Origin of the sequence: Erythrobacter rubeus (assembly GCF_014705715.1) — a bacterium.
GTDB lineage: Bacteria > Pseudomonadota > Alphaproteobacteria > Sphingomonadales > Sphingomonadaceae > Erythrobacter > Erythrobacter rubeus.
Genome location: NZ_JACXLC010000001.1, coordinates 2,069,330 through 2,095,349, shown reverse-complemented (window position 1 = coordinate 2,095,349; position 26,020 = coordinate 2,069,330). Strand labels below are relative to the sequence as shown.

The following is a 26,020-nucleotide window of genomic DNA, read 5'->3' as shown; positions in this document are numbered from 1 at the left end:
ATCTGTGGGCGGAGATACAGTTGGCGAATCCCTTCCGGGCGTACTGCCCCCTGCGTGCAAGGGATTCGAGGATAACAGGATGACCAAATTGAGCGGATCTGACAGCAAAAGTACCCTCTATTGCAGCTTCTGCGGAAAGTCGCAGCACGAGGTGCGCAAGCTTATCGCCGGACCAACCGTTTTCATCTGCGATGAATGCGTTGAGCTGTGCAACGACATTATCCGTGAAGAAACAAAGGCTGGAATCGCTGGCAAGAAAGAGGGCGAAGTCCCGAGCCCGCGCGAAATCTTCGAAACGCTGAACGATTACGTAATCGGGCAGAACAGCGCGAAGCGGAACCTGTCGGTTGCGGTGCACAACCACTACAAGCGTCTGAAGCACTCCGGGAAGGCAGGCGGCGACGTCGAGCTTGCCAAATCGAACATTCTGCTGGTCGGCCCGACTGGTACGGGCAAGACGCTCCTCGCGCAGACGCTTGCGCGGACATTCGACGTGCCCTTCACGATGGCCGATGCAACTACGCTGACCGAAGCGGGTTACGTGGGCGAGGACGTCGAGAACATCATCCTCAAACTGCTTCAGTCTTCGGATTACAACGTCGAGAAAGCGCAGCACGGCATCGTCTACATCGACGAGATCGATAAGATCACGCGCAAGGCGGAAAATCCCTCGATCACGCGCGACGTATCTGGTGAGGGCGTGCAGCAGGCTCTTTTGAAGCTGATGGAAGGCACCACCGCCTCCGTTCCGCCGCAGGGTGGACGCAAGCATCCGCAGCAGGAGTTCCTGCAGGTGGACACGACCAACATCCTGTTCATCTGCGGCGGCGCGTTTGCGGGTCTCGACAAGATCATCGCCGACCGCCTGCAAAAACGCTCGATCGGCTTCGGCGCGCATGTCGCCGACCCGGACAAGCGTAAGGTCGGCGAATTGCTCGAAAAGAGCGAGCCGGAAGACCTTCTCAAGTTCGGCCTGATCCCGGAATTCGTCGGCCGACTGCCGGTTATCGCCACTCTGCATGACCTCGATGTCGATGCGCTCGTCACGATCCTGCAAGAGCCGAAGAACGCGCTGGTGAAACAGTATCGCAAGCTCTTTGAACTCGAAGATGTCGAACTCACCTTCACCGACGACGCCTTGAAAGCGATCGCCGAACGCGCGATCCTTCGCAAGACTGGCGCTCGAGGACTGCGTTCGATCGTCGAAGGCATCCTGCTTGATACGATGTTCGACCTTCCCGACATGGATGACGTGTCCGAAATCGTGATTGATGACGAAGTCGTGGCGGGGACGAAAGACCCGATCCGCGTCGTCGCCAACGATGACGATGGCAAGAAGGAAGAGGCGGCCTAGGTTTCGGCGCGCTTGATTGCCAAGGGCGTGCCAGAGCGGACCGACTGGTGGTTTCCTTGTCGCGCAGATAAGGCTTCTCCATGAAAACAATCGGCATTCTTGGCGGGATGAGCTGGGAAAGCTCGGCGCAATACTACGCGATCATCAACCGCGAAGTGCGAAAGCGGCGCGGCGGGATCGTTTCGGCGCCTTTGCTGATGCACAGCTTCGATTTCGACGCGATCGCCGCGCTCCAGCGAGCAGGCGATTGGGACCGTCTGGGCGAGATGCTCGCCGATGCTGCAGCCGGGCTCGAGCATGCAGGCGCGGAAGTCATTCTGATCGCCACCAACACCATGCACAAGGTCGCGCCAGCGGTTGAAGAGCGGATCGACTGCCCGCTGCTCCATATCGCAGACCCTCTGGCCCAAGCGTTCACAGCGGCGAGGCACGATACGGTCGGCCTGCTCGCGACGCGGTTCACAATGGAAGAGCCGTTTTACGCCGACCGACTGGCGGAGCATGGACTTAATGTCGTGATTCCCGATGCCGCGGACCGAGCAGAGATCCACCGCATCATTTTCGACGAACTGTGCGCGGGAGAAATCCGCGAGGAATCGCGCCAATTCTGCTGCAAGGTCATTGAAGACTTGAGCGCGCTAGGTGCCCACGGCATCGCCCTTGCCTGCACCGAAATCATGCTTTTGATCGACCAAGAAGATAGTGCGCTGCCGCTGTTCGACACGACCCGCCTGCACGCAGGGGCTGCGGTGGATTTCGCGCTTTCGAACTGATCTCACCTTAACCTGCATCCGCGTCGATGGCTTCCCCAAACCAAAACCCCGCCCGGCCTGGAGGAAGGTGGCCGAACGGGGCTGGGTAATGCGCCGCTCCGGATGGGAGGGGTTGGGATGATGGAGCGACGCCAAACGGGGAATTCGAAAGTGATCAGGCCGGGAGGAACACTCCGTCGGTCACGTGGATCACACCATTGGACGTCTGCACGTCGGCTTGCGTGACGGCTGTGGCACGGCCGGCGGCATCGGTGATGACGATTGTATCGCCGGCGAGGCGCGCGGTCAGCTTCTCCCCGGCCAAAGTGTCGATGCTGGCTTCGCCGCCATGCTTTTCGATCAGCTTGACAAGATCGCTCGACGTGACCGAACCCGATACCGCGTGGTAGACGAGAACACTGGTAAGCTGCCCCTTGTTTTCAGGGCGAAGCAGCGTCGAGACAGTACCGTCGGGAAGCTTTGCAAACGCGGTATCGGTCGGCGCGAACACGGTGAAGGGCCCTGGGTTCTGAAGCGTGCCGCCGAGGTCGGCAGCGGTCACGGCAGCGACGAGCGTGGTGTGCACGCCAGTGCTCTGCGCGGTCTCGACAATGTTGGGCGCGCTCTTCTTGGAATGGTCGTGTGCGGCAATCGGTGCTGCCGAAATTGCGGCGAAACCAGTCGTCGCGGCGAGGGCAGCGAAAGCCGCCGATTTGAGTGTCTTGGGGGTTACAGGCATTGGTATCTCCTTTGTCTGCAAGCCCCTCCCGGATCTTGCATGTGGAGCTACGCAGACCTGTCCCAAGCGGATGCGAAAAAATCGCAATTATTTGAATTTTCTGATGAATCGAGGGTTTCTGTCGGCGAATTGACGAACTGAAACGCGCCCGCTCAGACTTGGGAGAAGGCGCCTTCTGCCACAACCGGCCCGGCATCGACTCCTTCGGGCTTGCCGCCGATAGGTTCGCGCGTAAGCACCAATTGAGCACCGTCGCTGAGATTGCGAGCGATCTCTTCCGGCAGTTCCATGCTGCGCACTTCGCCGGGCGCGACCACGCCTAAAGACTGCAGGGCGCTGCCATCGGCAGGGACCAACCACAGCTCGTGGTCGTGCACTCCGTCGGCGGTCAGGCCAATTGCGCCGACCAGCATTCGCTCGCTTTCGGGAATATAGGTCACGTCGAGCCGCAGTCCGGTATCGCCGATGGGGACCTGCGCGACGAGCGGATCGGCAGCGGCCATTTGCTGCGGCGGTGCGTCGACCGGGACGATGACGGGCGTCTGGTTACCAGTGATTGCAATAAAGCCGAACAACGCGGCGGCTGCCGTGGAAGTGAGCGCTGCGGTCCACTGCCAGCGGCGGACTCGGTGTTCCAGCATGACGACATTCGCAGCCGAGCCGCCTCCGCCCGAAAGCTCAGCTTCGGCCTGAGCGGCGCGCTGCGCATCCACTCGCTGTTCGATCCTCGCCCAAAGCTCATCGCTCGGCACCATCGGTTCGACTTCGTCGAGCAGCGGCGAAAGGCGCTCTTCCCACTGCGACACTTCAGCTGCGAAGCTCGCATCGGTCGCCGCACGCCCGCGCGCCATCAGCAGCTCTTCGCCTTCCAGCAGGCCAAGTGCGTACTCTGCAGCCATCACGGCGTCGCCGCGTTCGATATCGTTCTCGTCGCTCATTCGCCTGCCTCCAGGCAGGTGCGCAGCTTCATCATGCCGCGGCGTATCCAGCTCTTCATCGTCCCAAGCGGCACATCGGCGCTCTCCGCCAATTGTGCGTAAGTCTTTCCGTCAAAAAATGCCGCGCGGATATTGGTTCGCGCAGGGTTTTCAAGCGTATCGAGACATGCGTGCACGCGCGCCGCACGCTCGCCATCGATCATCATCTGATCGGCGAGTGGCCCTGCGTCGGGCAGCGGGGCGGCCTCTTCGACCGGCACAGCGCCGCCGCGCACCTTCCCCGTCCGCAGCCGGTCGATCGCGCGATTGCGCGCAAACGTCGCCAGCCACGAAATAGGGCTTGCGCGGTCGGGATCGTACCGTCCAGCCCGCTGCCAAAGATTTACGTAGACGTCCTGCAAGGCGTCTTCTGCCTCCTTCTGATCGCCCAAGATACGAAAGCAGATCCCGAACAGTTTCACGCGGGTCGCGGTATAAATCTGCTCGAGTGCAGCGCTGTCTCCCTCGCTAAGGCGAACCATCGCTGCGCGCAGCGCTTCGCGGGCTTCAGGAGAGGCAGGAGTGGGTGTTGCGGCCATCAGCAGCCGGTCTCGCAGTGGGTATCATCATCGCGCTCGATCTGGATCGTGGCGTGGTTGATACCGAAGCGATCTTCGAGCGAATGGGCTATCTCGTGCAGGAACCCGTCGGTGCATGGCGCGCCGGGCATGACAAGGTGCGCCGTCAGCGCGGTTTCAGTCGTCGACATCGGCCAAATATGCAGATCGTGCACGGTCTTTACGCCCTCCAGACCTGCCAGATGGCCGCGCACTTCGTTCACGTCAATCCTTGCAGGAACTGCAAGTAATCCGAGCCTTAGGCTGTCTTTCGCAAGACCCCAGGTGCCCCACGCGATCATGCCGACAATGGCGAAACTCACCAGCGGATCGATCCACCACAGGCCGGTGAAGACGATGACGAGACCGGCCACAACCACGCCCGCCGAAACGAGTGCATCCGCCGCCATATGCAGGTAGGCCCCGCGAATGTTGAGGTCCTCCTGTCCGCGAATGAAGAGCGCGGCTGTGCCGGCATTGATCGCTATCCCGATCCCGGCGACGATCACCATCACCATCCCCTGCGGCTCTTGCGGCTCCATCAGGCGGTGGATCGTCTCGAACAGGATTGCGCCGATCGCGATGGCGAGCAGCAGCGCGTTCGCAAGCGCGGCAAGAATGGTCGAGCTCTTGAAACCGTAGGTGTATCGCTCCGAGGGTGGTCGTTTCGCGGCAACGCTCGCGCCCCAGGCGAGCAGCAGCGCGAGAACGTCAGATAGATTGTGACCCGCATCGGCGACCAGGGCCATCGATCCGTAGAGGAATCCGAAAGTCGCCTCGACCACGACGAAGATGGAATTCAGCGCAATCCCGATGATGAAGGCGTTGCCGACATCCTTCGGCGCATGGTGATGGCCGTGATGATCGTGGAGGCCATGGCAATCGGTATCGCCCTTGCCGCCCCCATGACTGTGCGCGTGGCTATGACTGTGACCCAATCCCATCGGGATCAATCATAAACGCAGGAATCGAGCCCGTCACCCTTCACGACCCGCATGCGCGCTTCGATCGTGTTGCCGTAACGCGCGAGCCAGCCTCTCGGATTCTTGACCGACCTGGTCTTGGGGCTGGGCAGGGCGACTGCCATGCGGCTTGCTTCATCGGCGGAAAGGCTGGCTGCCGATTTGCCGAAGTAACGCCGCGCGCCCGCCTCCGCGCCATAAGTGCCGACCCCGGTTTCGGCCACGTTGAGGTAAACCTCCATGATCCGACGCTTGCCCCACACGGCCTCGATCCAGAATGTGAAGTAAGCCTCCAGACCCTTGCGGAAATACCCGCCGCCTTGCCACAGGAACACGTTCTTTGCGGTTTGCTGGCTGATCGTGGACGCGCCGCGCTGACGTCCGCCTTCGGCGTTTTCTCGGATCGCTTCCTCGATCGCTTCGGTGTCGAAGCCTGCATGTTCGCAGAACTTGCTGTCCTCCGATGCGATCACCGCCGCGACCAGATTGGGATCGATATTGTCGAGGCTCTCCCAGTCCTTTGTTATTCCGTTGTCATCCATCAGCATGGTCGCTGTCACCGGGACCGGCAACCACTTGAACGCAATGACCAGCAGCAGGCTCAGCCCGAATAGAAACAACAGGACTTTTGCCAGAAAGCGGGCGGTTTTCATCACCATGGCGCCGCATTTATCGGCGAGACCTGCCCTGCGCAATCGCGCGTTTGCTTGTGATCCACCGCGCGGCGTGCTCTGAAGAGCGGGACCGGAATCACTGGGGAGACTTACCGATGCGCTCAATCCGTAATGCAACCGCTGCAATCGCTCTTGCTGCCGCGAGCCTCTCGGCGCCGGCGATTGCTGACGATCATAAAGGCGCTCAGGCTGTCGCGCAGGCGGTTGACGCCGATTACGACGAATATCTCGCGCCGCTTTTCGTGCATTTTCACGAGAATCCTGAGCTCTCCTTCCTTGAAACGAAGACGGCCGCCCGGATGGCTGAGGAGCTGCGCGCTCTCGGCATCGAGGTGACCGAAAATGTGGGCGGAACGGGCGTTGTTGGCATGATGCGCAACGGCGAAGGCCCGCTGATCTTGCTAAGAGCCGATATGGACGGCCTGCCGGTGGTCGAGAAGTCGGGGCTCGAATATGCGTCGACCGCTACTCAAATCGGGCAGGACGGTGAGGAATACCCTGTCATGCACGCCTGCGGCCACGATGTGCATATCACCTCCATGGTCGGTACTGCGCGGCAATTGGTCGAGATGAAGGACCAGTGGAGCGGCACGGTGATGTTCGTGGTCCAGCCCGCCGAAGAACGGGTCGGCGGAGCGAAGGCAATGCTTGAAGACGGACTTTATGACCGCTTCGGCAAGCCTGATTACGCGCTTGCCTTTCATGTCTCCTCCGTGATGCCGACGGGCAAGGTCTCCGCCTCCGAGACGATCCAGTATTCGAGTGCGGACAGCGTCGACATCATGGTACCCGGCGTCGGGGCGCACGGCGCCAGCCCGCACCGGGGCCGCGATCCGGTCTACATCGCATCGCAAATTGTGACCGCGCTTCAATCGATCGACAGCCGGGAAATTTCTCCCTTGAAGCCGGTGGTCGTGACCGTTGGCGCGTTTCAGGCGGGGACCAAGCATAATATCATTTCCGACCGCGCAGACCTGCAACTGACCGTGCGCGCCAATGATGAGGAAACGCGCGCGCAGACCCACGCCGCGATCAAGCGGATCGCGCAGGGCATCGGCAAGGCTCACGGTCTTCCCGACGAACTGCCGGTGCAGGTGACCGTCAGCGAAGGCACTCCGGTGACCAACAACGATCCCGAGCTTGCCCGGCGTTTGAACGGCGTGATGGAGCGCGAATTGGGGGCAGAGGCAATCATGCCTTGGGAACAGCGCGGAATGGGGGCGGAGGACTTCGCCTATTTCGTCGCGGATGAATACGGCGTGCCGGGTTATTACTTCGCGGTGGGCGGAACCCCGCAGGCGGCTTTCGATGCCGAGGCAAATGGCGGGCCTGCGGTACCGAGCCACCACTCGCCGCTCTTCAAAATCGCACCGAAAGAAAGCGTTACATTCGGCACCCGCGCCATGATCGCAGCAGTGCTGGACCTGGCTCCGGTCAACTAAACACAAAAAAGCCCTCTCCGGCCTGGACCGGAGAGGGCTTTGATCTGTCTTGTGTTACGAGCTTACGCTACGCCCGGAAGCAGGCGTTCACCCGCGATACGCTGCATTGCCTTTTGCAGCTTTTCGAATGCGCGGACTTCGATTTGGCGGATACGCTCTCGTGACACGTCGTAGACCTTGGAAAGCTCTTCGAGTGTCTGCGGTTTTTCCGTCAGGCGGCGTTCGGCCAGAATGTGCTTCTCGCGGTCGTTGAGCGAATCCATCGCCTCGACCAGCATTTCGTGGCGCACTTCGGATTCCTGGGCGTCTGCAACCAGTTCGTCCTGCAGCGGACCGTCATCGGTCAGCCAGTCCTGCCATTCGCCCGAGCCTTCTTCGCCATTGCGCATCGGCGTGTTGAGCGAGCCGTCGCCGCCCATCATCATCCGCCGGTTCATATTGACGACTTCCTGCTCGGGCACGCCGAGATCGGTGGCGATCTTCGTCACGTCATCGGGCGACAGGTCGGTGTCTTCATACGCTTCGAGCTGCTTCTTCATCCGGCGAAGGTTGAAGAACAGCTTCTTCTGCGCGGCGGTGGTGCCCATTTTCACGAGGCTCCAAGAGCGCAGGATATATTCCTGAATGCTCGCTTTGATCCACCACATCGCATAGGTCGCGAGGCGGAAACCGCGATCGGGTTCGAATTTCTTGACGCCCTGCATGAGACCGACATTCCCTTCGGAAATGAGATCCGACACGGGCAGGCCGTATCCGCGATACCCCATCGCGATCTTGGCCACGAGCCGGAGGTGGCTCGACACCAGCTGCGCGGCGGCATCGGGGTCTTCATGTTCGGCATAGCGCTTGGCGAGCATGTATTCATTCTCAGCCGTCAGCACCGGGTATTTCTTGATCTCCGACAGATAGCGATTGAGGCCTTGCTCACCGCTCAGGGACGGGACCGTCGTTTTGGCTTTACTCACTTATTCCCTAACCTTTCTTGCGTCGACCTCGTGCGCCGGACCCCTGATGGGCATCCGGCATTTCGGGCCACAAAGTTACATATAGCGAATTTGCGCGGAAATGCGCGTGCTTTTCATCGATTAGAACGTGCAAGTTCGTCGATTAGTTCCTGCATATCCGGCGGTGTGGCCGCGTGAAAAGATACGGTTTCGCGGGATATTGGATGCAGAAAACCCAATTCGGCGGCATGCAGCGCCTGTCGCTCGAATTTTAGCCTGGAAAGCAACGGCTTGAGCGATTTCGGGGTCTTTCCATAGATTGGGTCTCCTAATAGCGCATGGCCGATTGACGCACAGTGAACGCGGACCTGGTGTGTGCGGCCTGTTTCCAGCCTGCATTCGATCAGCGCACTGTCATTCATGCGTTTGAGTACCGTATAATGGGTAACTGCAGTTTTACCGCGTGAGGAATTCTTTTCGAGCACAGCCATTTTCTTGCGATTGGCATCGCTGCGGCCGATGCGCGCGTCGATTGTGCCTTCGTTTTGAGCTGGGTTGCCTGCGCATATGGCGAGATAGCGCCTGTGAATGGAATGATCGGCGAACTGAGCGGCAAGCCCTTCATGCGCGGCGTCCGATTTGGCGACCACCAGCAGGCCCGATGTATCCTTGTCGATCCGGTGAACGATACCGGGGCGCGCGACACCGCCGATCCCCGACAATTCGCCGCGGCAATGATGCAGCAGAGCGTTGACCAAGGTACCGTCAGGATTTCCCGCTGCAGGGTGGACGACCATGCCCGCCGGCTTGTTGACGACGATGAGATGATCGTCCTCGAACACGATATCGAGCGGGATGTCCTGCGGCTGAGCCTCGGCCTCGGCAGCGGGAGGGACGGTAATTTGGAAATTCGTTCCTTCTGAGACTTTCAGCGATGGTGAGGCAGCCGGTGTTCCGTCGATTTCGACCCATTTGTCCGCGATCAGCGCCTGCACCCTCGCGCGTGACAAGTCGGTCTCATCGGCTAGCGCCTTGTCCAGCCGGCCCGCTTTGCGGACGATACCGGAGATGATTTCTGGCGCGGACATGGTAGAGCCATGCGCGATGCAAATCGAGGTGACAAGGGATGTGATAGAGGCAATGCGCCTCGCAGCCAGAGACGCGTTGCCACGGGAAGCCTGCGGGATATTGCTAGGGGATGGCCTCCGCATCGTGGTGTTTGAAGAGGCCCGAAACGTACACTCTTCGCCGAAAACACACTTCGAGATTGACCCGCAGGCTTTGATCGATGCTCATCGGGCGGCACGCGGTGGCGGGGCGAAAGTCGTGGGCTATTTTCACTCACATCCAAATGGCGCCCCCAAGCCTTCCGCCACCGATGAGGCCATGGCGGCAGGAGATGGCCTGATCTGGGCGATCGCAGCGGCGGACGACCTGAAGTTCTACAGGTCGGGCAAAGCGGGGTTTGAAGCGCTTTCAATGCAGATAATCGATGGCTAAGACACGCGCATGACTTCTCAAACCGATCTCGCCGCGCTCTTGTGCTCGCGGCTGTGCCACGACATGCTTTCGCCGGTTGGCGCGCTTTCAAACGGGCTTGAACTGCTCGCGGATGAGCAGGACCCGGAAATGCGCAAGCGCTGCGTCGAATTGCTGGAACAGAGCGCCAAGATCAGCACGGACAAGCTCAAATTCTTCCGCCTCGCTTTCGGTGCGGCCGGGGGCTTTGGCGACAATGTTCCTGTCGAAGAAGCGCAGGAAGTCATTGCGGCGCTGGCCGCAGGTAACAAACGGGTCGAGCTGAACTGGGCGGTCAGCGAATCCAGCCTGCCAAAGCCTGCGGTGAAGGTGCTGCTCAACCTGTCGCAGATCGCGCTCGAAGCCTTGGTTCGCGGCGGCACCCTCGATATCGGGGCCGAGAAACGCGATGGCAACGTCGAAATTGTCGCGCGCGCCACCGGCAAGAAGATCGCCTTCGATGAAGTCATCGGCCACGCGCTTCAGGGCGAAATCTCAGCAGTCGAAGTGACGAGCCGCACGGCCGCTGCGCACATGATCGCTACACTGGCGGAAGAGATGGGCGGGGGACTGCAATATGCGCTCAGCGACGACGCTCTGGTTCTTGGCGGCGTCATTCCGCAGCCAGAAGGGATGATCGGCTAAGCGCATGGAGAAAACGGAACTCGTCCACGCTGTGATGCACTCGCCGAATTTCGACGAGCGCGATCAGCCAATCACTATGCTGGTGCTGCACTACACCGAGATGCAGCCGGTCGAACAGGCTCTAGGGAAGCTCACAAATCCCGACGCCAAGGTTTCGGCGCACTACCTGATCAGCGAGGCAGGTGTCGTGACGCAGCTGGTGCCTGAAGAAAAGCGCGCATGGCACGCGGGACTGTCCTTCTGGCGCGGCAACAAGGATGTGAACTCGGCCAGCATCGGGATCGAGCTCGACCACCCTGGCCATGGCGGCGGCTACCGCGAATTTTCGGAAGCCCAGTTCCAGGCTCTTGTGCCGCTCGTCGCGCGGATCGTGGAGGAGCACGATATCCCGCGCGCCAACGTCGTGGGCCATTCGGACGTAGCGCCCATGCGCAAGATCGATCCGGGTGAGCTGTTCCCGTGGGACCGGCTGGCCGAATACGGCCTTTGCCTCCCGCGCCCGAAAAAGCTGGAAAAGGGCGATCCGTTCCCGAACAAGGGAGCGTTCATCCTCGGCCTTGAGCGGTTCGGATATGACATTACCGAGGGTCGCAAGGCGATCGAGGCATTCGAGCGGCGTTGGCGCCCGGAGAAAATCTCCGGCGAATTCGACGCCCAACTTGGCGCCATTCTGTGGCAGCTCCTGCTCGACCGCGACCGGGGAGCCACTCGGTAGCCTTCAAGGCGCTTCCCTCTCCCCGTTTCCTCTTGTAATAGCAGAGCCGTCAGGGGGCCGAGGCAGCCGCGTTATCGCAAGATACCGAGGAAAGTCCGGGCTCCACGAAACGAAGGTGGCGGGTAACGCCCGCCGGGCGAAAGTCTTCGGACCCAAGCTCAGGGAAAGTGCCACAGAGAGTATACCGCCGATGGCGCGCGCTGCTTGCAGCTCTGCGCACAGGCAAGGGTGAAAGGGTGCGGTAAAAGCGCACCGGGGCGCTGGTAACAGCGTCCGCATGGCAAACCCCACCTGGAGCAAGGCCAAATAGGGGTCTCGCGCTCGCCTTCGGGCAGGGCAGGAGTGGTTCGCTCCGAGAGACCCGGGTTGGCTGCTCGAGCTGCTCAGCAATGGGCAGCCTAGACGAATGGCTGCCACCGCAGTCCAGGTCTTTGGGCTTGTCCTGGAGATACCGGCTGCGGAGACAGAACCCGGCTTATGAGGCCCCCTGACGACTTGGATCGTGCTCGAATAGCCTCTTTATCCAATGCTGCGGCAGGAACACCCCGCATCCCGGATCGTTAGGACGTGATGGTGAATTCAGGCTCCCATTCTCGCAGCGCTGCGCAGCGCGTGTCCATCATTCTTGCGGTCATCATTCAGATCGGGGCGACATTCCTGCCCGCACTTGGTTTTGGTGATCCCATCGGCGATCGGTCCGATAGTGTTCGCACGCTCATCACCCCGTCAGGCTGGGCGTTTTCGATATGGGGGCCGCTTTTCCTCGGGTCGGCAGTGTTCGCTATCTGGCAAGCACTGCCCGCGCAAGCGAACAATGCTCTGCTCAACACCATCGGTTGGCCAGCTGCCATTGCCTTGGCGGCGCAGGGGGTGTGGGCGACTTACACCGAATTCGCCAATCTCACGGTTGTTTCTGCAATCATCATTTTCGTCTCGCTGATCGGCCTGCTGATCGTGCTTCGCGCTTTGGTGAAGCATGGCGAGTTCACACCCGGCGAGCGCTGGATCACCGCGCTGGTCTTCAGCGCGCTGGCCGCATGGCTTACTGCGGCGAGCATCGTCAACGTCTCGGCGACGCTGGTCTATTCGGGGATCGCGGCAGAGGATCGGACCTATCCGGTCGTGACCGCCATCATGGTCGGCATCGGCGGGCTGACCGCCGCACTCGCGACCCTGCGAAGCAGAGGCAATCCGTGGTACGCAATCGTCTTTTGCTGGGCGCTCACCGCGATCTATTTTCGCGGCGGTCAGGAAGCCGATGTCATAGCGTGGACCTGCATCGGCGCAGGCGCGGCGGTGTTCCTCGCAGCGCTGGTCGGCCTTTCGCGGGCGGATAACTCGCGCCATTGGTTCGGGTTTTGAAAAGCTACCCCGGCTGAACGCCGACAGCGGGATAAAGTTCATCGAGCGGGCGTGATCGGCCGTCGGCGCATACCAGGCGGACATGGTATCGCTTCATCCCGCGAGGGTTGGTGACGCCGACGCTGTGCGCAATGACGCCGACTTCCTTGCGCATCTGTTCTACGAAATTGGCGACCCGCACCGCCTTGTTGGCCGGGTCGAGCCCGCGCTGGAGGCTCTTGTCGTGGGTCGTGATGCCGGTCGGGCAGGTGTTCTTGTTGCACTTCATCGCCTGGATGCACCCGAGTGCAAACATGAATCCGCGCGCAGAAATGGTGAAATCCGCGCCCGCACAAAGCGCCCAGGCGACGTCTGTTGGCGTCACGAGTTTTCCGCTGGCGACGATGCGTATCCGCCCTTTCAGCCCGGCCTTGTCTCTCAGGTCCACTAGCATCGGGAGCGCTTCCTGAAGAGTAAGGCCGACATTGTCGATCAGCGGCAGCGGGGCAGCGCCGGTGCCGCCATCGCCGCTGTCGACTGTTATGAAATCCGGGGCGCTTTCGATGCCGCGCCGATTGACCTCTGCGAACAGGTTTTCAAGCCAGCCATACGCTCCGACCACGGTCTTGAACCCCACCGGCTTGCCCGTCACCTCGCGAATATGCGCGATCATATCGAGCAGTTCATCGATGCTCCCAATGTCCGGGTGCCGGTTCGGAGAAATCGATGCTTCGCCTACCGGAATACCGCGGATTTTCGCGATTTCCTCGTTGACCTTGGCCGCGGGAAGGATGCCGCCTTTCCCGGGCTTTGCACCCTGCGAAAGCTTAAGCTCGAACATGCGGACCTGTTCGTGAGCAGCCACCTCGCGCAGTTTGTCGTCGGATAGGTTGCCATCTTCATCGCGCACGCCGTATTTGGCCGTGCCGATCTGGAAAACGATGTCGCAGCCACCCTCAAGGTGGTAAGGCGAGAGGCCGCCTTCGCCCGTGTTCATCCAGCACCCGGCCTTGGCAGCGCCGTTGGAAAGCGCGCGGACAGCAGGGGTCGACAAGGCACCGTAGCTCATGCCGGAAATGTTGAAGAGCGACGGGGCGAGATAAGGCTGCCGCGCGGCGCCCTCTCCGATCAGCATCGCCGGTTCCTTCACCGCGTCGCGTTCGAGTGTGGGCCATGGGCAATTGACGAAAATCGGTGTTCCGACCGGCTCCAGATTGCGGGTCGAACCGAACGCCACATTCGTCGATTTGGCTTTCGATGCGTCGTCCACCCAATCGCGTTGAGCCCGGTTGAAAGGCATTTCCTCGCGATCCATCGCGAAAAAGTACTGGCGGAAGAACTCGCCGAGGTCGGACAGAACATAACGCATGCGCCCGATCACCGGGTAATTGCGCCTGACCGTGTCGCTGGTTTGGTACCGATCGATGATGAAAAGCGCGATGAGCGCGAGGACAACCAGTCCGACAACGAATATGAAGAGGCTTGTCAGCCCGTCGAGCACTGCGGTCAAAGATTGTTCCTCCCAATGAACCTATCGCGAAAGAATTCTTGCCGGGACTTTGCAAGGTTACACTATTCACCGGTGCGCGGCTGTCTAGCGCGCAGATGCCTCGCTGTTCACATTATGCTGCGATATCATCACGCACGATTTTGATCACACCGTCGGCGGACCGCGTTTGCAGCGTGCGCTTTCGATCCCCCTCGAGGACGAGGGCGGTTAGCGTTCCGGACCGAAAGGCTCCGGTATCGATCCCGATCCTGTTGCCGCAATCCATGACATCGTCGAATATCGTATGGCCATGCACGACAACCTTTTCGAACGGGTCCTCATGGTCGAGAAAACGGTCCCTGATCCACAGCATGTCGGCGCGCTGCTGGTCTTTTACACGAAATGCCGGATCGATCCCCGCGTGGACGAAGAGGTAGTCCCCGGCGATGATTTTTTCATCGAAACCGGCGATATATTCGCGCTCGGCAGGAGGCACGATCTCCGGTAGCTTTGCGAAGAGATCTTCCAGCGGCATTTTGCTGAACTCTTTCTTCGACAATCCGTAGCTCATGATGGTTTCGCGGCCGCCGTGCTTCAGGAAATGGCGCAGGATTTCGGGATTTTCGAAAGCCTGCAGAAACATTTCTTCGTGATTGCCCATCAGCACGCGGACATCGCGCTGCGCTTGCCAGGCACGAGTTCGCGCGATCACGCCTGCGCTGTCGGGACCGCGATCCACCAGATCGCCGAGCAGGATGATTCGGGTATCCGCCTCGGCGCTTTGTGCATCGTCATCTTCGATTGCGGTGATGAGAGCTTCGAAAAGATCGAGTCGTCCGTGGATGTCCCCGATGACGTAATACCGCGTCCCATCCGGGACGGACGGAGAAGCGGGCTCGGGCTTCAAGCCAAAGAAGGAGCGGATCTTTTCGAGCATAGCCTGTGGTCGTCGAAAGCCGATGTTCCGTAAGGGCAAATGGTCACCCGACCGGATAATTACGGCGCAATATCTCCGCTTAAACAGAGCCCGACTGAACAGCAAATGAGCGCTGCGCCCGCGCCTCCGCTGACGCGAACCGGTTTGATGTAAATATCCCACACCGATGTGGCGTTATGGATGCAGGCGTAATTTCTCTTGTGCAATGCGACATGAATGTGCACGATTGTTCCACATTTGGATGAGATTGCCGACAAAAATGGCGACCAGCAGATGTGCAGGTGGGACGAAGCAACAACAAAGACAAGGAAGTTGTCATGCTCACGTCCATCCGCGGCCTCACGGCTGCGTCAATCTCTGCTGGTGTTCTCCTCTCCGCGGCGCCGGCTTTTGCAAACGAAACCTCAATTGAACCGACCGCTATCGAAAGCGTGAGCGGCGCTGCCGCCAATCTCGACCAATCGATCAGTCCCGAACTGATGATCGCCGCCGCAAATCTTGCGGACGGTGAGGCTGTCGTGAACCTGTCGCCCGAAATCGAACGCGCGAGTGAGCCGGTCGACAAGGAAGCCAGCAGCGGTTTTCTCAGCGAAGCCGGTTTCACCTTCTCCGCCAATGTCGCGCTCGTGACCGAATACCGGTTTCGCGGCGTTGACTTGTCGGGCAGCGAAATCGCGATTCAGGGCGGCTTCGACGTCAGCCATTCTTCCGGTTTCTATGCCGGAACGTGGGCGTCGAGCCTCGATGAAGACACTGTCGGATACGGATCGACCGAGCTCGATCTCTATGGCGGGTGGAGCGGCAACCTCACCGAAGGGCTGTCAACCGATGTGGGCTTCATCGCCTACACCTATCCCGACGCTCCCGATGGCGAATTCGATTACTACGAGCTTTACGGCTCGCTGAGCTTCTCTCTGGGGCCTGTTTCGACCACGGGCGGCATTGCCTATGCGCCGAGCCAGGACAGCCTCGATTTCGGCGCTGGTACCGACGATAACCTCTATCTCTACACGGATGTCAGCGTTGGTATTCCGACCACGCCGATCACGCTGACAGGCCATCTTGGGTACACGGATGGATCGCTGACCTTCACCAACGACAACGACGCGTTCGACTGGTCGATTGGGGCAGAGGCGAACGTGTTCGGTCCGATCACCGTTGGCGTCGCCTACATCGGTATCGAAGGTTCTCCGACATTGATCAGCCAGGCATTCGGTCTGTTCAACTTTACCAAGGACCAGGTGGTCGGGACGATCAGCGCAAGTTTCTGACGCCCGCTATCCGGCACAAACAACGGGCGCGGAACCTCTTCGGGTTTCGCGCCCATCGCTTTCTACAGGTGCGGCTAGTAGCGGGCTCTAATCGAGTGAGAAATTCACCGTCGTGACGACGCGCACCTTTTTGTAAGGGCTGTCCGATGTGCCCCAGCCGCCGCCATCTCCGTCTCGCGCCTCGATCGAGAAATAGCCCTGCGTTGCATCCTTGATCGCGCCGACATGCGCGCCTGAGTCCTCGGCAAATTGCTGCGCAGAGGCGCGCGCATCGCGCGTGGCTTCGGCGACCATCTCCGGCTTGATCGCGTTGAGGCCAGTGAAGGTGTAGCTCATCCCCGATCCTTCTTCGAGGAAGACGCCTTGGCCCACCAGATCGAATTGCTGGGCAACCGCTTTTTGCGCGCGTCCGATATCGCCGCTTCTAAGCGCCATTCTCTGCCGGACGGTGTAGGTCGTCACACCGTCATTGGTGTAGCTTGAAACATTTGCGCCGGTGGGCTGCAACGCTGTCTCTGGAAAGCCGAGCCCTCTGAAAAACTCCTCGATACGCGCAGTGTCGCGCCGCACCTTGCCTTGGGCCTCACCGAGATTTTGCGAGCTGGCGGAATAGGATATCGTCCAGGTTGCGAGATCTGCGGTCACATCGCGCTCGGCCAGTCCGCGGACAGTGACAGAGCGTTCGGCTTCCTTCGCGCGCAGCAATCCGTCTCCCAGCAGATAGCCGCCGATGATCAGCCCGATCGAGGCGATGCCCGCCGTCCCGAACCATCTCGCCGTTGTGGCGCCCGCTTGGCTCTTGCGCGCGCTGGCTGCGTTCTCCATGTTTTGCTGTGATTTCCCCGACGTGTTGCTCATCGTCCGCTCTCCTATTGCACGATGAAATGTGCCTCACTGTCGATGAACTGAGTTTGAATTATCAAGGGACTGAAATGGTAAAATACCTGCATTCAATGATCCGAGTGACCGATCCCGACGCGACGGTGGATTTCTTCAAGCTTATCGGACTTGAGGAAGTTCGCCGCTTCGATGTCGAGGCGGGGCGTTTTACGCTGATCTTCCTCGCCGCCCCGGGCCAGGAGGGCGTTGCCGAGGTCGAGCTCACCTATAACTGGCCAGCCGGAGACGGGAGCGAGCCGGAAGACTACGACGGCGGCCGCAATTTCGGCCACCTCGCCTACCGCGTGGAGAACATCTACGACACGTGTGAGAGGCTGGCCGAGGCGGGCCACACCATCCACCGTCCGCCTCGCGACGGGCACATGGCCTTCGTCAAGTCGCCGGACGGTATCTCGATTGAACTGCTGCAGGACGGCAAGCTTGAACCGAAAGAACCATGGGCCAGCATGGAAAATACCGGAAGCTGGTAAGTGGATCGCCCGGTGAGGCGGATCAGGCCTGGCTCGGCTGTTCGCCCCGATCGTCGCATTCCGCCTCGGGATGAGTGGTCGTCAGTCGCAGGACGATAAACCCGAGTATCGCGGAGATGGCCGATCCGGTCAGAATGCCGATCTTGGCTTCTTCGACGAATAGCGGCTGCTGCGGGAAGGCGAGGCCGCCGATGAAGAGGCTCATCGTGAAGCCGATGCCGCAGAGGATCGATATGCCCCAAATCTCCATCCAGGTCGCATTGGCCGGTCGCGGTGCGAAGCCGATCTTGTCGGACACGAACACGATCGAGAAGATGCCGAGCTGTTTGCCGATCACAAGGCCGGCGGCGATGGCGATCGGCAGGGGATCGGTGAATGCTTCGATACCCATACCGCCCAGTGCGACGCCCGCATTGGCAAACCCGAAAACGGGCACGACGAGATAGGCGCTCCACGGAGCCAGGCCGTGCTCCAGCTTTTCCAGCATCGAGTTGCCGTCGGGCCGTTGAAGCGGAATGGTCAGTGCAGCGAGCACGCCCGCGATGGTTGCATGCACCCCGGTGTTGAGCACGCAGTACCAGAGGACCGCCGACATCAGGATGTAGGGCCAGAGCGTGCCGACCTTGAGCCGGTTCATCGCCAGCATCAGGCCGAAAACAACGGCCGATACCAACAACCACACCATCTTGATCGTCGGCGTGTAGAAGATCGCGATGACAAGCACCGCTCCGATATCGTCGACGATCGCGACGGTGAGCAGGAACAGCCGCAAAGATGCGGGGACACGGTTGCCGAGCAAGCCGAGCACACCCATCGCAAAAGCAATATCGGTCGCGGCAGGAATGGCCCAGCCATTGGTGTATTCGCCGCCGCCCGAGACTGCCATGTACACGGCCGCAGGCACTAGCATCCCGGCGGCAGCAGCCACCATCGGCAAGCGGCGCGCCGCCGGATCGGCGAGCGATCCGCATAGAACTTCGCGTTTCACCTCCAGCCCGACAACGAAAAAGAAGATCGCCATGAGGCCATCATTGATCCACAGGTGCAGATCGTAGAGCTTCGGGATCGGCGTCCACGCGAGCTCGCCGTAAAACAGCTGCTTGTATTCGTAGGCAAACGGAGAGTTCGCTGCCAGCATTGCCGCGGCGGCAACGATGATCAGCAGGACGCCCGCAGACGCGTCACTAACGAACAGCGCGCGCACTGGCGCGAAGATCCTGCGAAGCGGCGGAGCGGTGGGGGCGTTTGTTTCGGACATCTTGCGCGCCCTCTTTTAGAAAACTTGAAGCGGTTGCAAGGGCTATCAGGGCGCGTTAGGCTCTTTTTTCAGACGAGGTAAGGGGGTCGCCTTGGCTCTATGGGGCTTTGACTTGTGGCAATGGCTTGCATTGCTGCAACACGAACTTTTGTTGTTTGCCGGGGTGTTCTTCCTCATTGGCGCGCTTGACGATCTGGCGATCGACTTCACCTGGGTGTGGTTGAAGCTGACCGGGCGAGCAAAAACGCGCGAGGTCGATCGAGACGCGCTGCGGTGCCGCGAACTGCACGGTGCGGCGGCAATCTTCATTCCAGCATGGTCTGAAGCCGAAGTGATCGGCGATACGATCGATTACACTCTTGGCGTGTGGCCTCAGTCGAACCTCAGGCTTTATGTCGGATGTTACCGCAATGATCCGGCCACGATTGCTGCCGTCATGCGGGCAGCACAGGGTGACGAGCGGCTCAGGATCGTCATTCACGATCGCGAGGGACCTACCACGAAGGCAGATTGTCTGAACAGGCTCTACGATGCGATGCGCGATGACGAGCGGCGAATGGGCGGACACTTTGCTTCGGTGATATTCCAAGATGCCGAAGACATGGTCGACCCTGCGGGGCTGGGGCTGCTCGATGAGGCCATCGAAGAGGGGGCGGATTTTGCGCAGCTTCCCGTGGAACCGATGCAGCAAGCGCGCAGCCGCTGGCTCGGCAGTCATTATTGCGAGGAATTCGCCGAAGCGCATGCAAAGGCGATGGTGGTGCGCGGTGAGCTTGGCGCGGGACTGCCCGGGGCTGGGGTAGGGTGCGCAGTGTCGCGCGGCGCTTTGCGGAAATTGTGCCGGAAGCGGGCGGATGGGCACCCATTCTCGTCCGGGTCGCTCACCGAGGATTACGAGCTGGGGCTGGGTGTTTCGGAGGCGGGCGGGGTATGCCGCTTCGTGCGCGCCCGCGGGAAGGACGGACTGCTCATCGCAACCCGCGCTTACTTCCCTTCGAAGCTCGGCCATGTGGTGCGCCAGAAAACTCGCTGGGTCCACGGGATCGCTCTGCAGGGTTGGGACCGGGTTGGCTGGAGCAGTGGCTTCGTCGAGACATGGATGCGCGCACGTGATCGGCGCGGGCCACTCGCCGCCCTTGTACTGGTCATTGGATACTCGCTCCTCGCGCTGACCGCGATCAGCTGGTTGGCGATCGCGCTCGGCTTTGCAGAGCCGGTGGCGCTTTCGCCGCTTCTCAAGTGGCTTTTGATAGCGAATTTCGCCGCTTTCATATGGAGGGCGGCATTCCGGTTCGGCTTCAACGCCCGCGAATACGGCGCTGCCGAAGGGCTGATGGCGGTGCTCAGAATTCCGGTGAGCAACGTCATCTCGATCATGGCCGGACGGCGCGCGGTCGCCGCCTATTGGAAAACCCTGCTGGGCAAGGCCATCGAATGGGACAAAACACCCCACACCGCGCATCCCGCCCGCACGGCGGCAGCCGAAAGAGCTCTTTAATGACGCCACAGAATACAAAGCGGCGGGGAAGCCCGCTGGCAATGCTGATGCTGCTCGTCGCGGTATGGACGGGCGGCAGGGCGCTCATCTGGGAAAACCCTTTTTCGATTGATCTGCCCGATCTGGTCAGCGAAGCGGCGCTTTTTGCGGATGCTGGCACGCAATCCGCGCCCCAGCCGCGTGAAGCGGAAAACTCCAGCGTACTCGGCGAGCTTGCTTCGGTTTCGGAAGAGATCATGGGCAGCAATAGGTACGCATCCGTTCTCGGTGCCTATGCTGGGTTCAACGAGGACCTCGCTCTGGCGAGTGGCTACCGGGCGGCATCGGCGCATCAGATGCTCTGGTTGAATGCGCTGGGTGCGTCTGTCGGTCCTCCGGCACCGGAGCGTGCGGCAATGTACGCGCTGCGGACGACCCAGAAGCTGGCAGGTGTGACGCCGATCTCGCCTCCTTTTCAAGAGCAGCCTCGCTATGATCGATGGTCGGTCGATGCCTGGGCGTTCTGGCGTGAAGGATCGAATGCAACGCTGATTTCGCAGGGGCGCGTTCCGATCTACGGCGCGAGCCAGCTGGGTTCGAACCTTCAATACCGCGTCGCTCCGTCATCGCGCCGCGATCCGCGCCTGTTCCTGCGCGGTTACCGCGCGCTGGTGAACGGCGGCGAGACCGAAGTCGCCGCGGGTGGGTCGGTGCGTCCGCTTGCAAGCGTTCCGGTCCGCATGGCGGCTGAGCTGCGCTACACCGAAAACCGCTTCGGCAGCGAAGTGCGTCCTGCTGTCATCGCGATCAGCGAGCTTCCGCCGCAATCGCTGCCGGTCGATTTCACTCTCGAAGCTTATGGCGGCGCCGGATATGTCGGTGGGAAAAACGCGACGGCCTTCGCGGACGGGCAAGCAGCCGTCACGCGCGAGTTTGCCAGTTTCGCTGGCCCGCTCGATACACGGGCGAGGTTGAGCGCGGGTGCCGGCGCATGGGGCGGCGCACAGGAAGGCGCGAGCCGCCTTGACGTAGGCCCTACCGTGCGGCTGGACATGACGCTCGGCGAGGTTCCGGCGCGCCTCTCCGTCGATTGGCGTGAGCAGGTCGGCGGCGATGCCGCGCCCCAATCGGGTGTGGCCGCAACGCTTTCGACGCGCTTCTGATTGGCTGAGGCCGCGGCGCCCGATATCGCGTGGCGTTTGACGGGGATCAGACCGGTATAGCGGCTATCATCGCGGCGCGCTGTGGGTTAGTGCTCACCGCATGGACGTCTACCTGCCAATCGCGAATCTCTCGGTGAACGGCCTGTTCATCGTGCTGCTTGGCGGGTTGACCGGTATCCTCTCCGGATTGTTCGGCGTTGGTGGCGGATTCCTGACGACACCGCTGCTCATTTTTTACGGCATTCCGCCCACGGTTGCGGCGGCTTCGGCGGCAACGCAGGTGACAGGGGCCAGCGTTTCCGGCGTGCTCGCCCATTCTAAGCAGAACGGCGTCGATTACCGCATGGGCGCGGTCATGGTCGGCGGCGGCGTCGTGGGCGCTTTGATCGGTGCGCTGCTGTTCAGCGCGCTGCAATCGCTGGGCCAGATCGATGTCGTCATCAACGTGCTCTATGTCTTGATGCTCGGCACCATCGGATCGCTGATGATGCGGGAGGCAGTGGACGCGCTGCGGCCGGGCTCGAAAACGGGCGGCAATCAACCGCGAAAGCGCCGCCATCACCCGCTTGTTGCGGGCCTGCCGTTTCGCTGGCGCTTCTACCGATCCGGCCTTTACATCTCGCCGCTCGCGCCGCTGATACTCGGGACGCTGGTGGGCGTTTTGACGATGCTGATGGGTGTTGGAGGCGGCTTCATCCTCGTCCCGGCGATGCTGTATCTGCTGGGTATGAGCGGCAACGTGGTCGTCGGCACTTCGCTGTTCCAGATCCTGTTCGTAACGATGGTCACGACGATGACCCATGCGCTGACCACCAAGGCGGTCGATATCATCCTCGCGGGGCTCCTGCTGCTTGGCTCGGTGCTTGGCGCGCAATTCGGCACGCAGATCGCGATGAAGGCACGGCCCGAAGTGCTTAGGCTGGTGCTTGCGGCCATCGTGATCGCCGTCGCTTTGAGAATGCTTTACGGGCTCGGTGTTCAGCCCGACGAGATCTACACGGTCAGCCCGCTATGACCGGCACGTTCATCGGGCGTGCTCGCGCGATAACGTTCCTGGCGATCGCCGCTCTGTTCCTGAGCGGCCAGCGCGAGCCGATCCTTGTGCCCGAGGTCAGCCAGTCCCGCATCGAGGTGCGCCAGGGCTTTACCGGTGCCAACCTGCTTCTCTACGGGGCTGTCATCGATCCGGATGGCACTAGGCGGCAGACCGAGTACGATATCGTGGTCGTGCTCAAGGGACCGACCGAGCCGATCCGCCTTCGAGAGAAAGACCGGATCGCAGGTATCTGGATGAATGCCGGATCGAGCGATTTTCGCTCCGCTCCGTCCTTCTTTGCGGTCGCGTCCTCCCGGCCGATCGACGAGATCGTCGATCCGCGCACCGCCGCGATTTACGAGCTTGGGACTCAGTTCATCCAGCTCAGCCCGAGCGGCCAGATCGAGCCTGAAGAGCAAGCGCGCTTCGCCAGCGGCCTGGTGGAAATGCGTCAGCGCGGCGGGCTCTACAAGGAAGACCCGCAAGGTGTTCGGATCAGCGAAGGTGTCCTTTACCAGGCGCGGATCGTCCTCCCATCGAATGTGATCACCGGACCTTACACCGCAGAAACCTTTGCGATTGCCAATGGCCGCGTGCTCGCAAGCGCGACGGCGGAGATCGCGGTCGAGAAGGTGGGACTTGAGGGGGAAGTGGTGAACGCCGCCGAGCGTGCCTCGCTGCTTTACGGGCTCGGGGCGATATTGCTTTCGCTCAGCATGGGCTGGTTTGCCGGTCGATTCTTCAACCGGTCTTGACCGGTCGGCACCGCACAGCATCGCGTCATATCGTTGACGCGATTTTAACCGAAATCATGCAACACGAACCCTCACCAGGGGTCGGGCACCGGTGTGCCTGGCGCGCATACCGCTTGGGTAAGGGACGACGAATGAACGATATGGCCAGTCAGAGCTTCGAAACCGGCGCGAGCCAGGCAGCCGCTCAGGGCGATACGCCCGACAATGCGCGCATGCCGATCGGCGTCGTGCTCGAGATTTCCGGTGCAGGCTCGCAAATCGCATTCGACCTCCAGCGGCTGAATGAATGCATGGATGACGAGGATCCTTCGATCGTGCTCGCCGGTCAGGTCGGAAGCCAGATCAAGATCCGTGTGGGCGAATCGTGGCTGCTCGCCAGCGTTCGCGATCAGCGCAAGGATCGCCGCAACGAGGCGGGCGTCATCGCCCATATCGACTTCCTCGGCGAAGGCGGTGAGGAGAAGCTGACCGGCCGGATTCAAGGGTTCCGCCGCGGTGTGACCCGCTATCCGGTCCCAGGCGCGATGGTCTATCCGGCCAGCACGAAAGACCTCGAACAGATTTATGCCAGTGACGGGCGCGCCAACATTACCGTCGGCCGCGTGTTCCCGACGCGCGACATCCGCGCCGGCCTTTATATCGACGCAATGCTCGGTAAGCACTTCGCGCTGCTGGGATCGACCGGTACCGGTAAATCGACCAGTGCGGCACTGATCCTGCACAAGATTTGCGAAGCCGCACCGAACGGGCACATCGTCATGATCGACCCGCACGGAGAATACTCCGCAGCTTTCCGCCAGAGCGGTCAGATCCTCGACGTGTCGAACCTGCAAATGCCGTATTGGCTGATGAACTTCGAGGAGCACTGCGAGGTCCTGTTAACCAGCGACGGCAATGAGAAGCAGGTCGACATGGACATTCTTGCCAAATGTCTGCTCGCGGCTCGGTCCAAGAACCGGCTTGCAGAAACCATGGGCAAGATCACGGTGGATTCGCCGATCCCGTATTTGTTGTCCGATCTCTCGAACATCATCCAGGACGAGATGGGCAAGCTCGACAAGGCGACTTCGTCCGCGCCCTACATGCGAATCAAGAGCAAGCTTGAAGAGCTGAAGGCCGATCCGCGCTACCAGTTCATGTTCTCGGGAATGCTCGTGGGCGACACGATGGCCGACTTCATCGGCAAGGTGTTCCGCATGCCGGGCAACGGCAAGCCGATCTCGATCATCGACGTCTCGGGCGTTCCCTCGGACATTACCTCCACCGTGGTCGCCGTTCTTTCGCGTCTTGTGTTCGACTTTGCGATCTGGGGCCGCGAGGAACAGCAGCGTCCGATCCTGCTGGTATGCGAGGAAGCGCACCGCTATGTCCCGAACGAGAAGAACGCCGATGGCTCTTCGGTCGCGCGCGTGCTTAGCCGAATCGCGAAGGAGGGTCGGAAATACGGCATCTCGCTCGGCCTGATCACCCAGCGCCCGTCCGACCTTGCCGAGGGCGTGCTCTCGCAGTGCGGCACCATCATCTCGATGCGCCTCAACAACGATCGCGACCAGGCTTTCGTGAAGGCTGCCATGCCCGAAGGCGCACGCGGCTTCCTCGATTCCATACCCGCTTTGCGCAACCGCGAATGCATCATCTGCGGCGAGGGCGTGGCGATCCCGATCCGCGTCAGCTTCGACACGCTGGAGGAGCACAAGCGACCGGCCTCGGAAGACCCCAGCTTCGTCGACCTGTGGAGCACAGGCGGCGGAGAAGACGAGATCGTCGAGCGTGTCGTCCTAAGGTGGCGTTCGCAGGGCTAGGTGCCCCGCTCATCGCCGTAGAGGTGGATGTGGAGCCGGTCCGACATCCGGTATCCATGCTTCTGGCAGAGGTCGGAAAGCCATTGCTGCTTCTCGCGCAGCGCAGCGCTCGTGGTGCCCTCTGGCATCAGGAACACATGACCTGACTTGAAACGGTATCGCCTATCCAGCGCGGCGACCTCTTCGACGTCTTCGGGAGAGGCGATCACGAACTTGAAAAACGCGCGCGGGTCGGTCGCGTAGGCATCGAGCCGTTCGGGCACCAGCGCCAGATCCGCCTCATTGCCCGAATGCGACAGTTTGGGGCTGACATTGTACTGATCGACCCGGATATCGACATGTGCCGACGCTTTCGTCGTGCCGTTGGTTTCGATCTCGACCTCGATGTCGGGCAGCGCCGCGAGCATGTCCGCGAGCGGCCCGCACTGCATCAGCGGTTCGCCGCCCGTGATGACCAAGCGTCTCTGCCCAAGCGCGGCGATCCGCTGCGCCGCATCCTTCGGATCGAGCGCGATCTGGTTCGCCTTGCGCTCATAGGCGACATCATCGCGGTGCTCGCGGTTGTCGCCTTCGAACCGCCATGTGTACGCGGTGTCGCACCACGTGCACGCAAGGTTGCAACGCGACAGCCGGATGAAGGCGACCGGCGTGCCAGCACTTGGCCCTTCGCCTTGCAGCGAGGCGAAGATCTCCGGCCCGCCCGTGTCGTCGGTGGCGAGCACTAGCTGCGCCATGCGTAAACCCCATGATCTGAGAGGTTTAGCTGAGACATGGACCGCATGTTACACGGTCCAGGAGAAGAAATCCTTTTGATTGCAGGCAGGGCCTTTGATCGCGCAAAG

Annotated in this window: 27 protein-coding genes and 1 other RNA gene; 16 read left to right on the top strand and 12 right to left on the bottom strand. The window is 60.9% G+C overall.

The window, feature by feature from the left end; translation table 11 throughout:
• The first annotated feature begins 79 nt into the window (after positions 1-79).
• Together clpX and IB285_RS10340 are read left to right on the top strand one after the other, a co-directional pair.
• Positions 80-1,354 carry an ATP-dependent Clp protease ATP-binding subunit ClpX gene (gene clpX, locus IB285_RS10345; protein ID WP_190788101.1) on the top strand — a complete coding sequence of 425 codons (1,275 nt, stop codon included), beginning with the start codon at positions 80-82 and terminating at the stop codon, positions 1,352-1,354.
• 80 nt (positions 1,355-1,434) lie between these two features.
• Positions 1,435-2,127 (top strand): aspartate/glutamate racemase family protein, encoded by a 693-nt coding sequence (locus IB285_RS10340; protein ID WP_190788100.1) that lies wholly within the window; start codon positions 1,435-1,437, stop codon positions 2,125-2,127.
• 154 nt (positions 2,128-2,281) lie between these two features.
• Here the strand turns inward: IB285_RS10340 and IB285_RS10335 are convergent, their stop codons facing one another.
• The 5 genes from IB285_RS10335 to mtgA all read right to left on the bottom strand — a co-directional run bounded on the left by IB285_RS10335 (position 2,282) and on the right by mtgA (position 6,000).
• A complete protein-coding gene (locus tag IB285_RS10335) occupies positions 2,282-2,845 on the bottom strand; it encodes a fasciclin domain-containing protein (RefSeq protein WP_190788099.1) in 564 nt (187 codons plus the stop codon).
• A 152-nt stretch (positions 2,846-2,997) separates the two neighbouring features.
• A complete protein-coding gene (locus IB285_RS10330) occupies positions 2,998-3,783 on the bottom strand; it encodes an anti-sigma factor (protein ID WP_190788098.1) in 786 nt (261 codons plus the stop codon).
• The gene (locus tag IB285_RS10325; protein ID WP_190788097.1) at positions 3,780-4,361 is read right to left on the bottom strand and encodes a sigma-70 family RNA polymerase sigma factor; all 582 of its coding nucleotides are present in this window, start codon (positions 4,359-4,361) and stop codon (positions 3,780-3,782) included. Before IB285_RS10325 ends, IB285_RS10330 begins: the two co-directional genes overlap by 4 nt.
• The gene (locus tag IB285_RS10320; RefSeq protein ID WP_190788096.1) at positions 4,361-5,323 is read right to left on the bottom strand and encodes a cation diffusion facilitator family transporter; all 963 of its coding nucleotides are present in this window, start codon (positions 5,321-5,323) and stop codon (positions 4,361-4,363) included. The genes IB285_RS10325 and IB285_RS10320 overlap by 1 nt, the downstream gene beginning before the upstream one ends.
• A 5-nt stretch (positions 5,324-5,328) precedes the next feature.
• Positions 5,329-6,000 (bottom strand): monofunctional biosynthetic peptidoglycan transglycosylase, encoded by a 672-nt coding sequence (gene mtgA, locus IB285_RS10315; protein ID WP_190788095.1) that lies wholly within the window; start codon positions 5,998-6,000, stop codon positions 5,329-5,331.
• Positions 6,001-6,110: 110 nt separating this feature from the next.
• Between mtgA and IB285_RS10310 the strand changes: the two genes are divergently transcribed.
• Entirely contained in the window at positions 6,111-7,457 is a 1,347-nt protein-coding gene (locus IB285_RS10310; RefSeq protein WP_190788094.1) for an amidohydrolase, read from the top strand.
• Positions 7,458-7,519: 62 nt separating this feature from the next.
• Here the strand turns inward: IB285_RS10310 and rpoH are convergent, their stop codons facing one another.
• Entirely contained in the window at positions 7,520-8,422 is a 903-nt protein-coding gene (gene rpoH, locus IB285_RS10305) for an RNA polymerase sigma factor RpoH (protein WP_190788093.1), read from the bottom strand.
• Between the two features lie 113 nt (positions 8,423-8,535).
• Entirely contained in the window at positions 8,536-9,489 is a 954-nt protein-coding gene (locus IB285_RS10300; RefSeq protein ID WP_190788092.1) for an RluA family pseudouridine synthase, read from the bottom strand.
• Positions 9,490-9,505: 16 nt separating this feature from the next.
• On the opposite strand from IB285_RS10300, the gene IB285_RS10295 reads away from it, so the two are divergent.
• From IB285_RS10295 to IB285_RS10275, 5 genes are all read left to right on the top strand, one after another.
• The gene (locus IB285_RS10295) at positions 9,506-9,901 is read left to right on the top strand and encodes a Mov34/MPN/PAD-1 family protein (RefSeq protein WP_190788091.1); all 396 of its coding nucleotides are present in this window, start codon (positions 9,506-9,508) and stop codon (positions 9,899-9,901) included.
• A 9-nt stretch (positions 9,902-9,910) separates the two neighbouring features.
• On the top strand, positions 9,911-10,564 hold the full coding sequence (locus IB285_RS10290; protein ID WP_190788090.1) for a histidine phosphotransferase family protein: 654 nt from the start codon (positions 9,911-9,913) through the stop codon (positions 10,562-10,564).
• 4 nt (positions 10,565-10,568) lie between these two features.
• Positions 10,569-11,279: an N-acetylmuramoyl-L-alanine amidase gene (locus tag IB285_RS10285; RefSeq protein ID WP_190788089.1), complete on the top strand. Its 711-nt coding sequence runs from the start codon at positions 10,569-10,571 to the stop codon at positions 11,277-11,279.
• 50 nt (positions 11,280-11,329) lie between these two features.
• Positions 11,330-11,773, top strand: an RNA gene (rnpB, locus tag IB285_RS10280) — RNase P RNA component class A.
• A gap of 118 nt (positions 11,774-11,891) precedes the next feature.
• Positions 11,892-12,641: a hypothetical protein gene (locus IB285_RS10275; RefSeq protein WP_328705880.1), complete on the top strand. Its 750-nt coding sequence runs from the start codon at positions 11,892-11,894 to the stop codon at positions 12,639-12,641.
• A 4-nt stretch (positions 12,642-12,645) separates the two neighbouring features.
• On the opposite strand, the gene IB285_RS10270 is transcribed toward IB285_RS10275, so the two are convergent.
• Together IB285_RS10270 and IB285_RS10265 are read right to left on the bottom strand one after the other, a co-directional pair.
• A complete protein-coding gene (locus IB285_RS10270) occupies positions 12,646-14,121 on the bottom strand; it encodes an FMN-binding glutamate synthase family protein (RefSeq protein WP_328705909.1) in 1,476 nt (491 codons plus the stop codon).
• A gap of 121 nt (positions 14,122-14,242) precedes the next feature.
• Positions 14,243-15,046 (bottom strand): metallophosphoesterase family protein, encoded by an 804-nt coding sequence (locus IB285_RS10265; RefSeq protein WP_190788086.1) that lies wholly within the window; start codon positions 15,044-15,046, stop codon positions 14,243-14,245.
• Between the two features lie 317 nt (positions 15,047-15,363).
• Here IB285_RS10265 and IB285_RS10260 point away from each other — a divergent pair, with 317 nt between their 5' ends.
• Positions 15,364-16,317: a TorF family putative porin gene (locus IB285_RS10260; protein WP_190788085.1), complete on the top strand. Its 954-nt coding sequence runs from the start codon at positions 15,364-15,366 to the stop codon at positions 16,315-16,317.
• A gap of 87 nt (positions 16,318-16,404) precedes the next feature.
• On the opposite strand, the gene IB285_RS10255 is transcribed toward IB285_RS10260, so the two are convergent.
• Positions 16,405-17,142, bottom strand: coding sequence for an SIMPL domain-containing protein (locus IB285_RS10255; RefSeq protein WP_190789073.1), 738 nt, complete (start codon positions 17,140-17,142; stop codon positions 16,405-16,407).
• A 107-nt stretch (positions 17,143-17,249) separates the two neighbouring features.
• Between IB285_RS10255 and IB285_RS10250 the strand changes: the two genes are divergently transcribed.
• Positions 17,250-17,687, top strand: a complete 438-nt coding sequence (locus IB285_RS10250; RefSeq protein ID WP_190788084.1) for a VOC family protein — start codon at positions 17,250-17,252, stop codon at positions 17,685-17,687.
• Between the two features lie 22 nt (positions 17,688-17,709).
• On the opposite strand, the gene nhaA is transcribed toward IB285_RS10250, so the two are convergent.
• On the bottom strand, positions 17,710-18,891 hold the full coding sequence (gene nhaA / locus IB285_RS10245; RefSeq protein ID WP_407925609.1) for a Na+/H+ antiporter NhaA: 1,182 nt from the start codon (positions 18,889-18,891) through the stop codon (positions 17,710-17,712).
• Between nhaA and IB285_RS15210 the strand changes: the two genes are divergently transcribed.
• From IB285_RS15210 to IB285_RS10220, 6 genes are all read left to right on the top strand, one after another.
• Positions 18,842-18,964, top strand: coding sequence for a hypothetical protein (locus IB285_RS15210; RefSeq protein WP_407925608.1), 123 nt, complete (start codon positions 18,842-18,844; stop codon positions 18,962-18,964). The two genes, nhaA and IB285_RS15210, sit on opposite strands and share 50 nt — an antisense overlap.
• A 72-nt stretch (positions 18,965-19,036) precedes the next feature.
• Positions 19,037-20,443: a glycosyl transferase family protein gene (locus tag IB285_RS10240; protein WP_190788082.1), complete on the top strand. Its 1,407-nt coding sequence runs from the start codon at positions 19,037-19,039 to the stop codon at positions 20,441-20,443.
• Positions 20,443-21,585, top strand: a complete 1,143-nt coding sequence (locus tag IB285_RS10235; protein ID WP_190788081.1) for a hypothetical protein — start codon at positions 20,443-20,445, stop codon at positions 21,583-21,585. Before IB285_RS10240 ends, IB285_RS10235 begins: the two co-directional genes overlap by 1 nt.
• Positions 21,586-21,685: 100 nt before the next feature.
• On the top strand, positions 21,686-22,600 hold the full coding sequence (locus IB285_RS10230) for a sulfite exporter TauE/SafE family protein (RefSeq protein ID WP_190788080.1): 915 nt from the start codon (positions 21,686-21,688) through the stop codon (positions 22,598-22,600).
• On the top strand, positions 22,597-23,376 hold the full coding sequence (locus tag IB285_RS10225) for a TIGR02186 family protein (protein ID WP_190788079.1): 780 nt from the start codon (positions 22,597-22,599) through the stop codon (positions 23,374-23,376). The genes IB285_RS10230 and IB285_RS10225 overlap by 4 nt, the downstream gene beginning before the upstream one ends.
• A 131-nt stretch (positions 23,377-23,507) precedes the next feature.
• Positions 23,508-25,178: an ATP-binding protein gene (locus tag IB285_RS10220; protein WP_190788078.1), complete on the top strand. Its 1,671-nt coding sequence runs from the start codon at positions 23,508-23,510 to the stop codon at positions 25,176-25,178.
• Here the strand turns inward: IB285_RS10220 and IB285_RS10215 are convergent.
• A complete protein-coding gene (locus IB285_RS10215) occupies positions 25,175-25,912 on the bottom strand; it encodes a 7-carboxy-7-deazaguanine synthase QueE (protein WP_190788077.1) in 738 nt (245 codons plus the stop codon). The two genes, IB285_RS10220 and IB285_RS10215, sit on opposite strands and share 4 nt — an antisense overlap.
• Between the last annotated feature and the right edge of the window lie 108 nt (positions 25,913-26,020).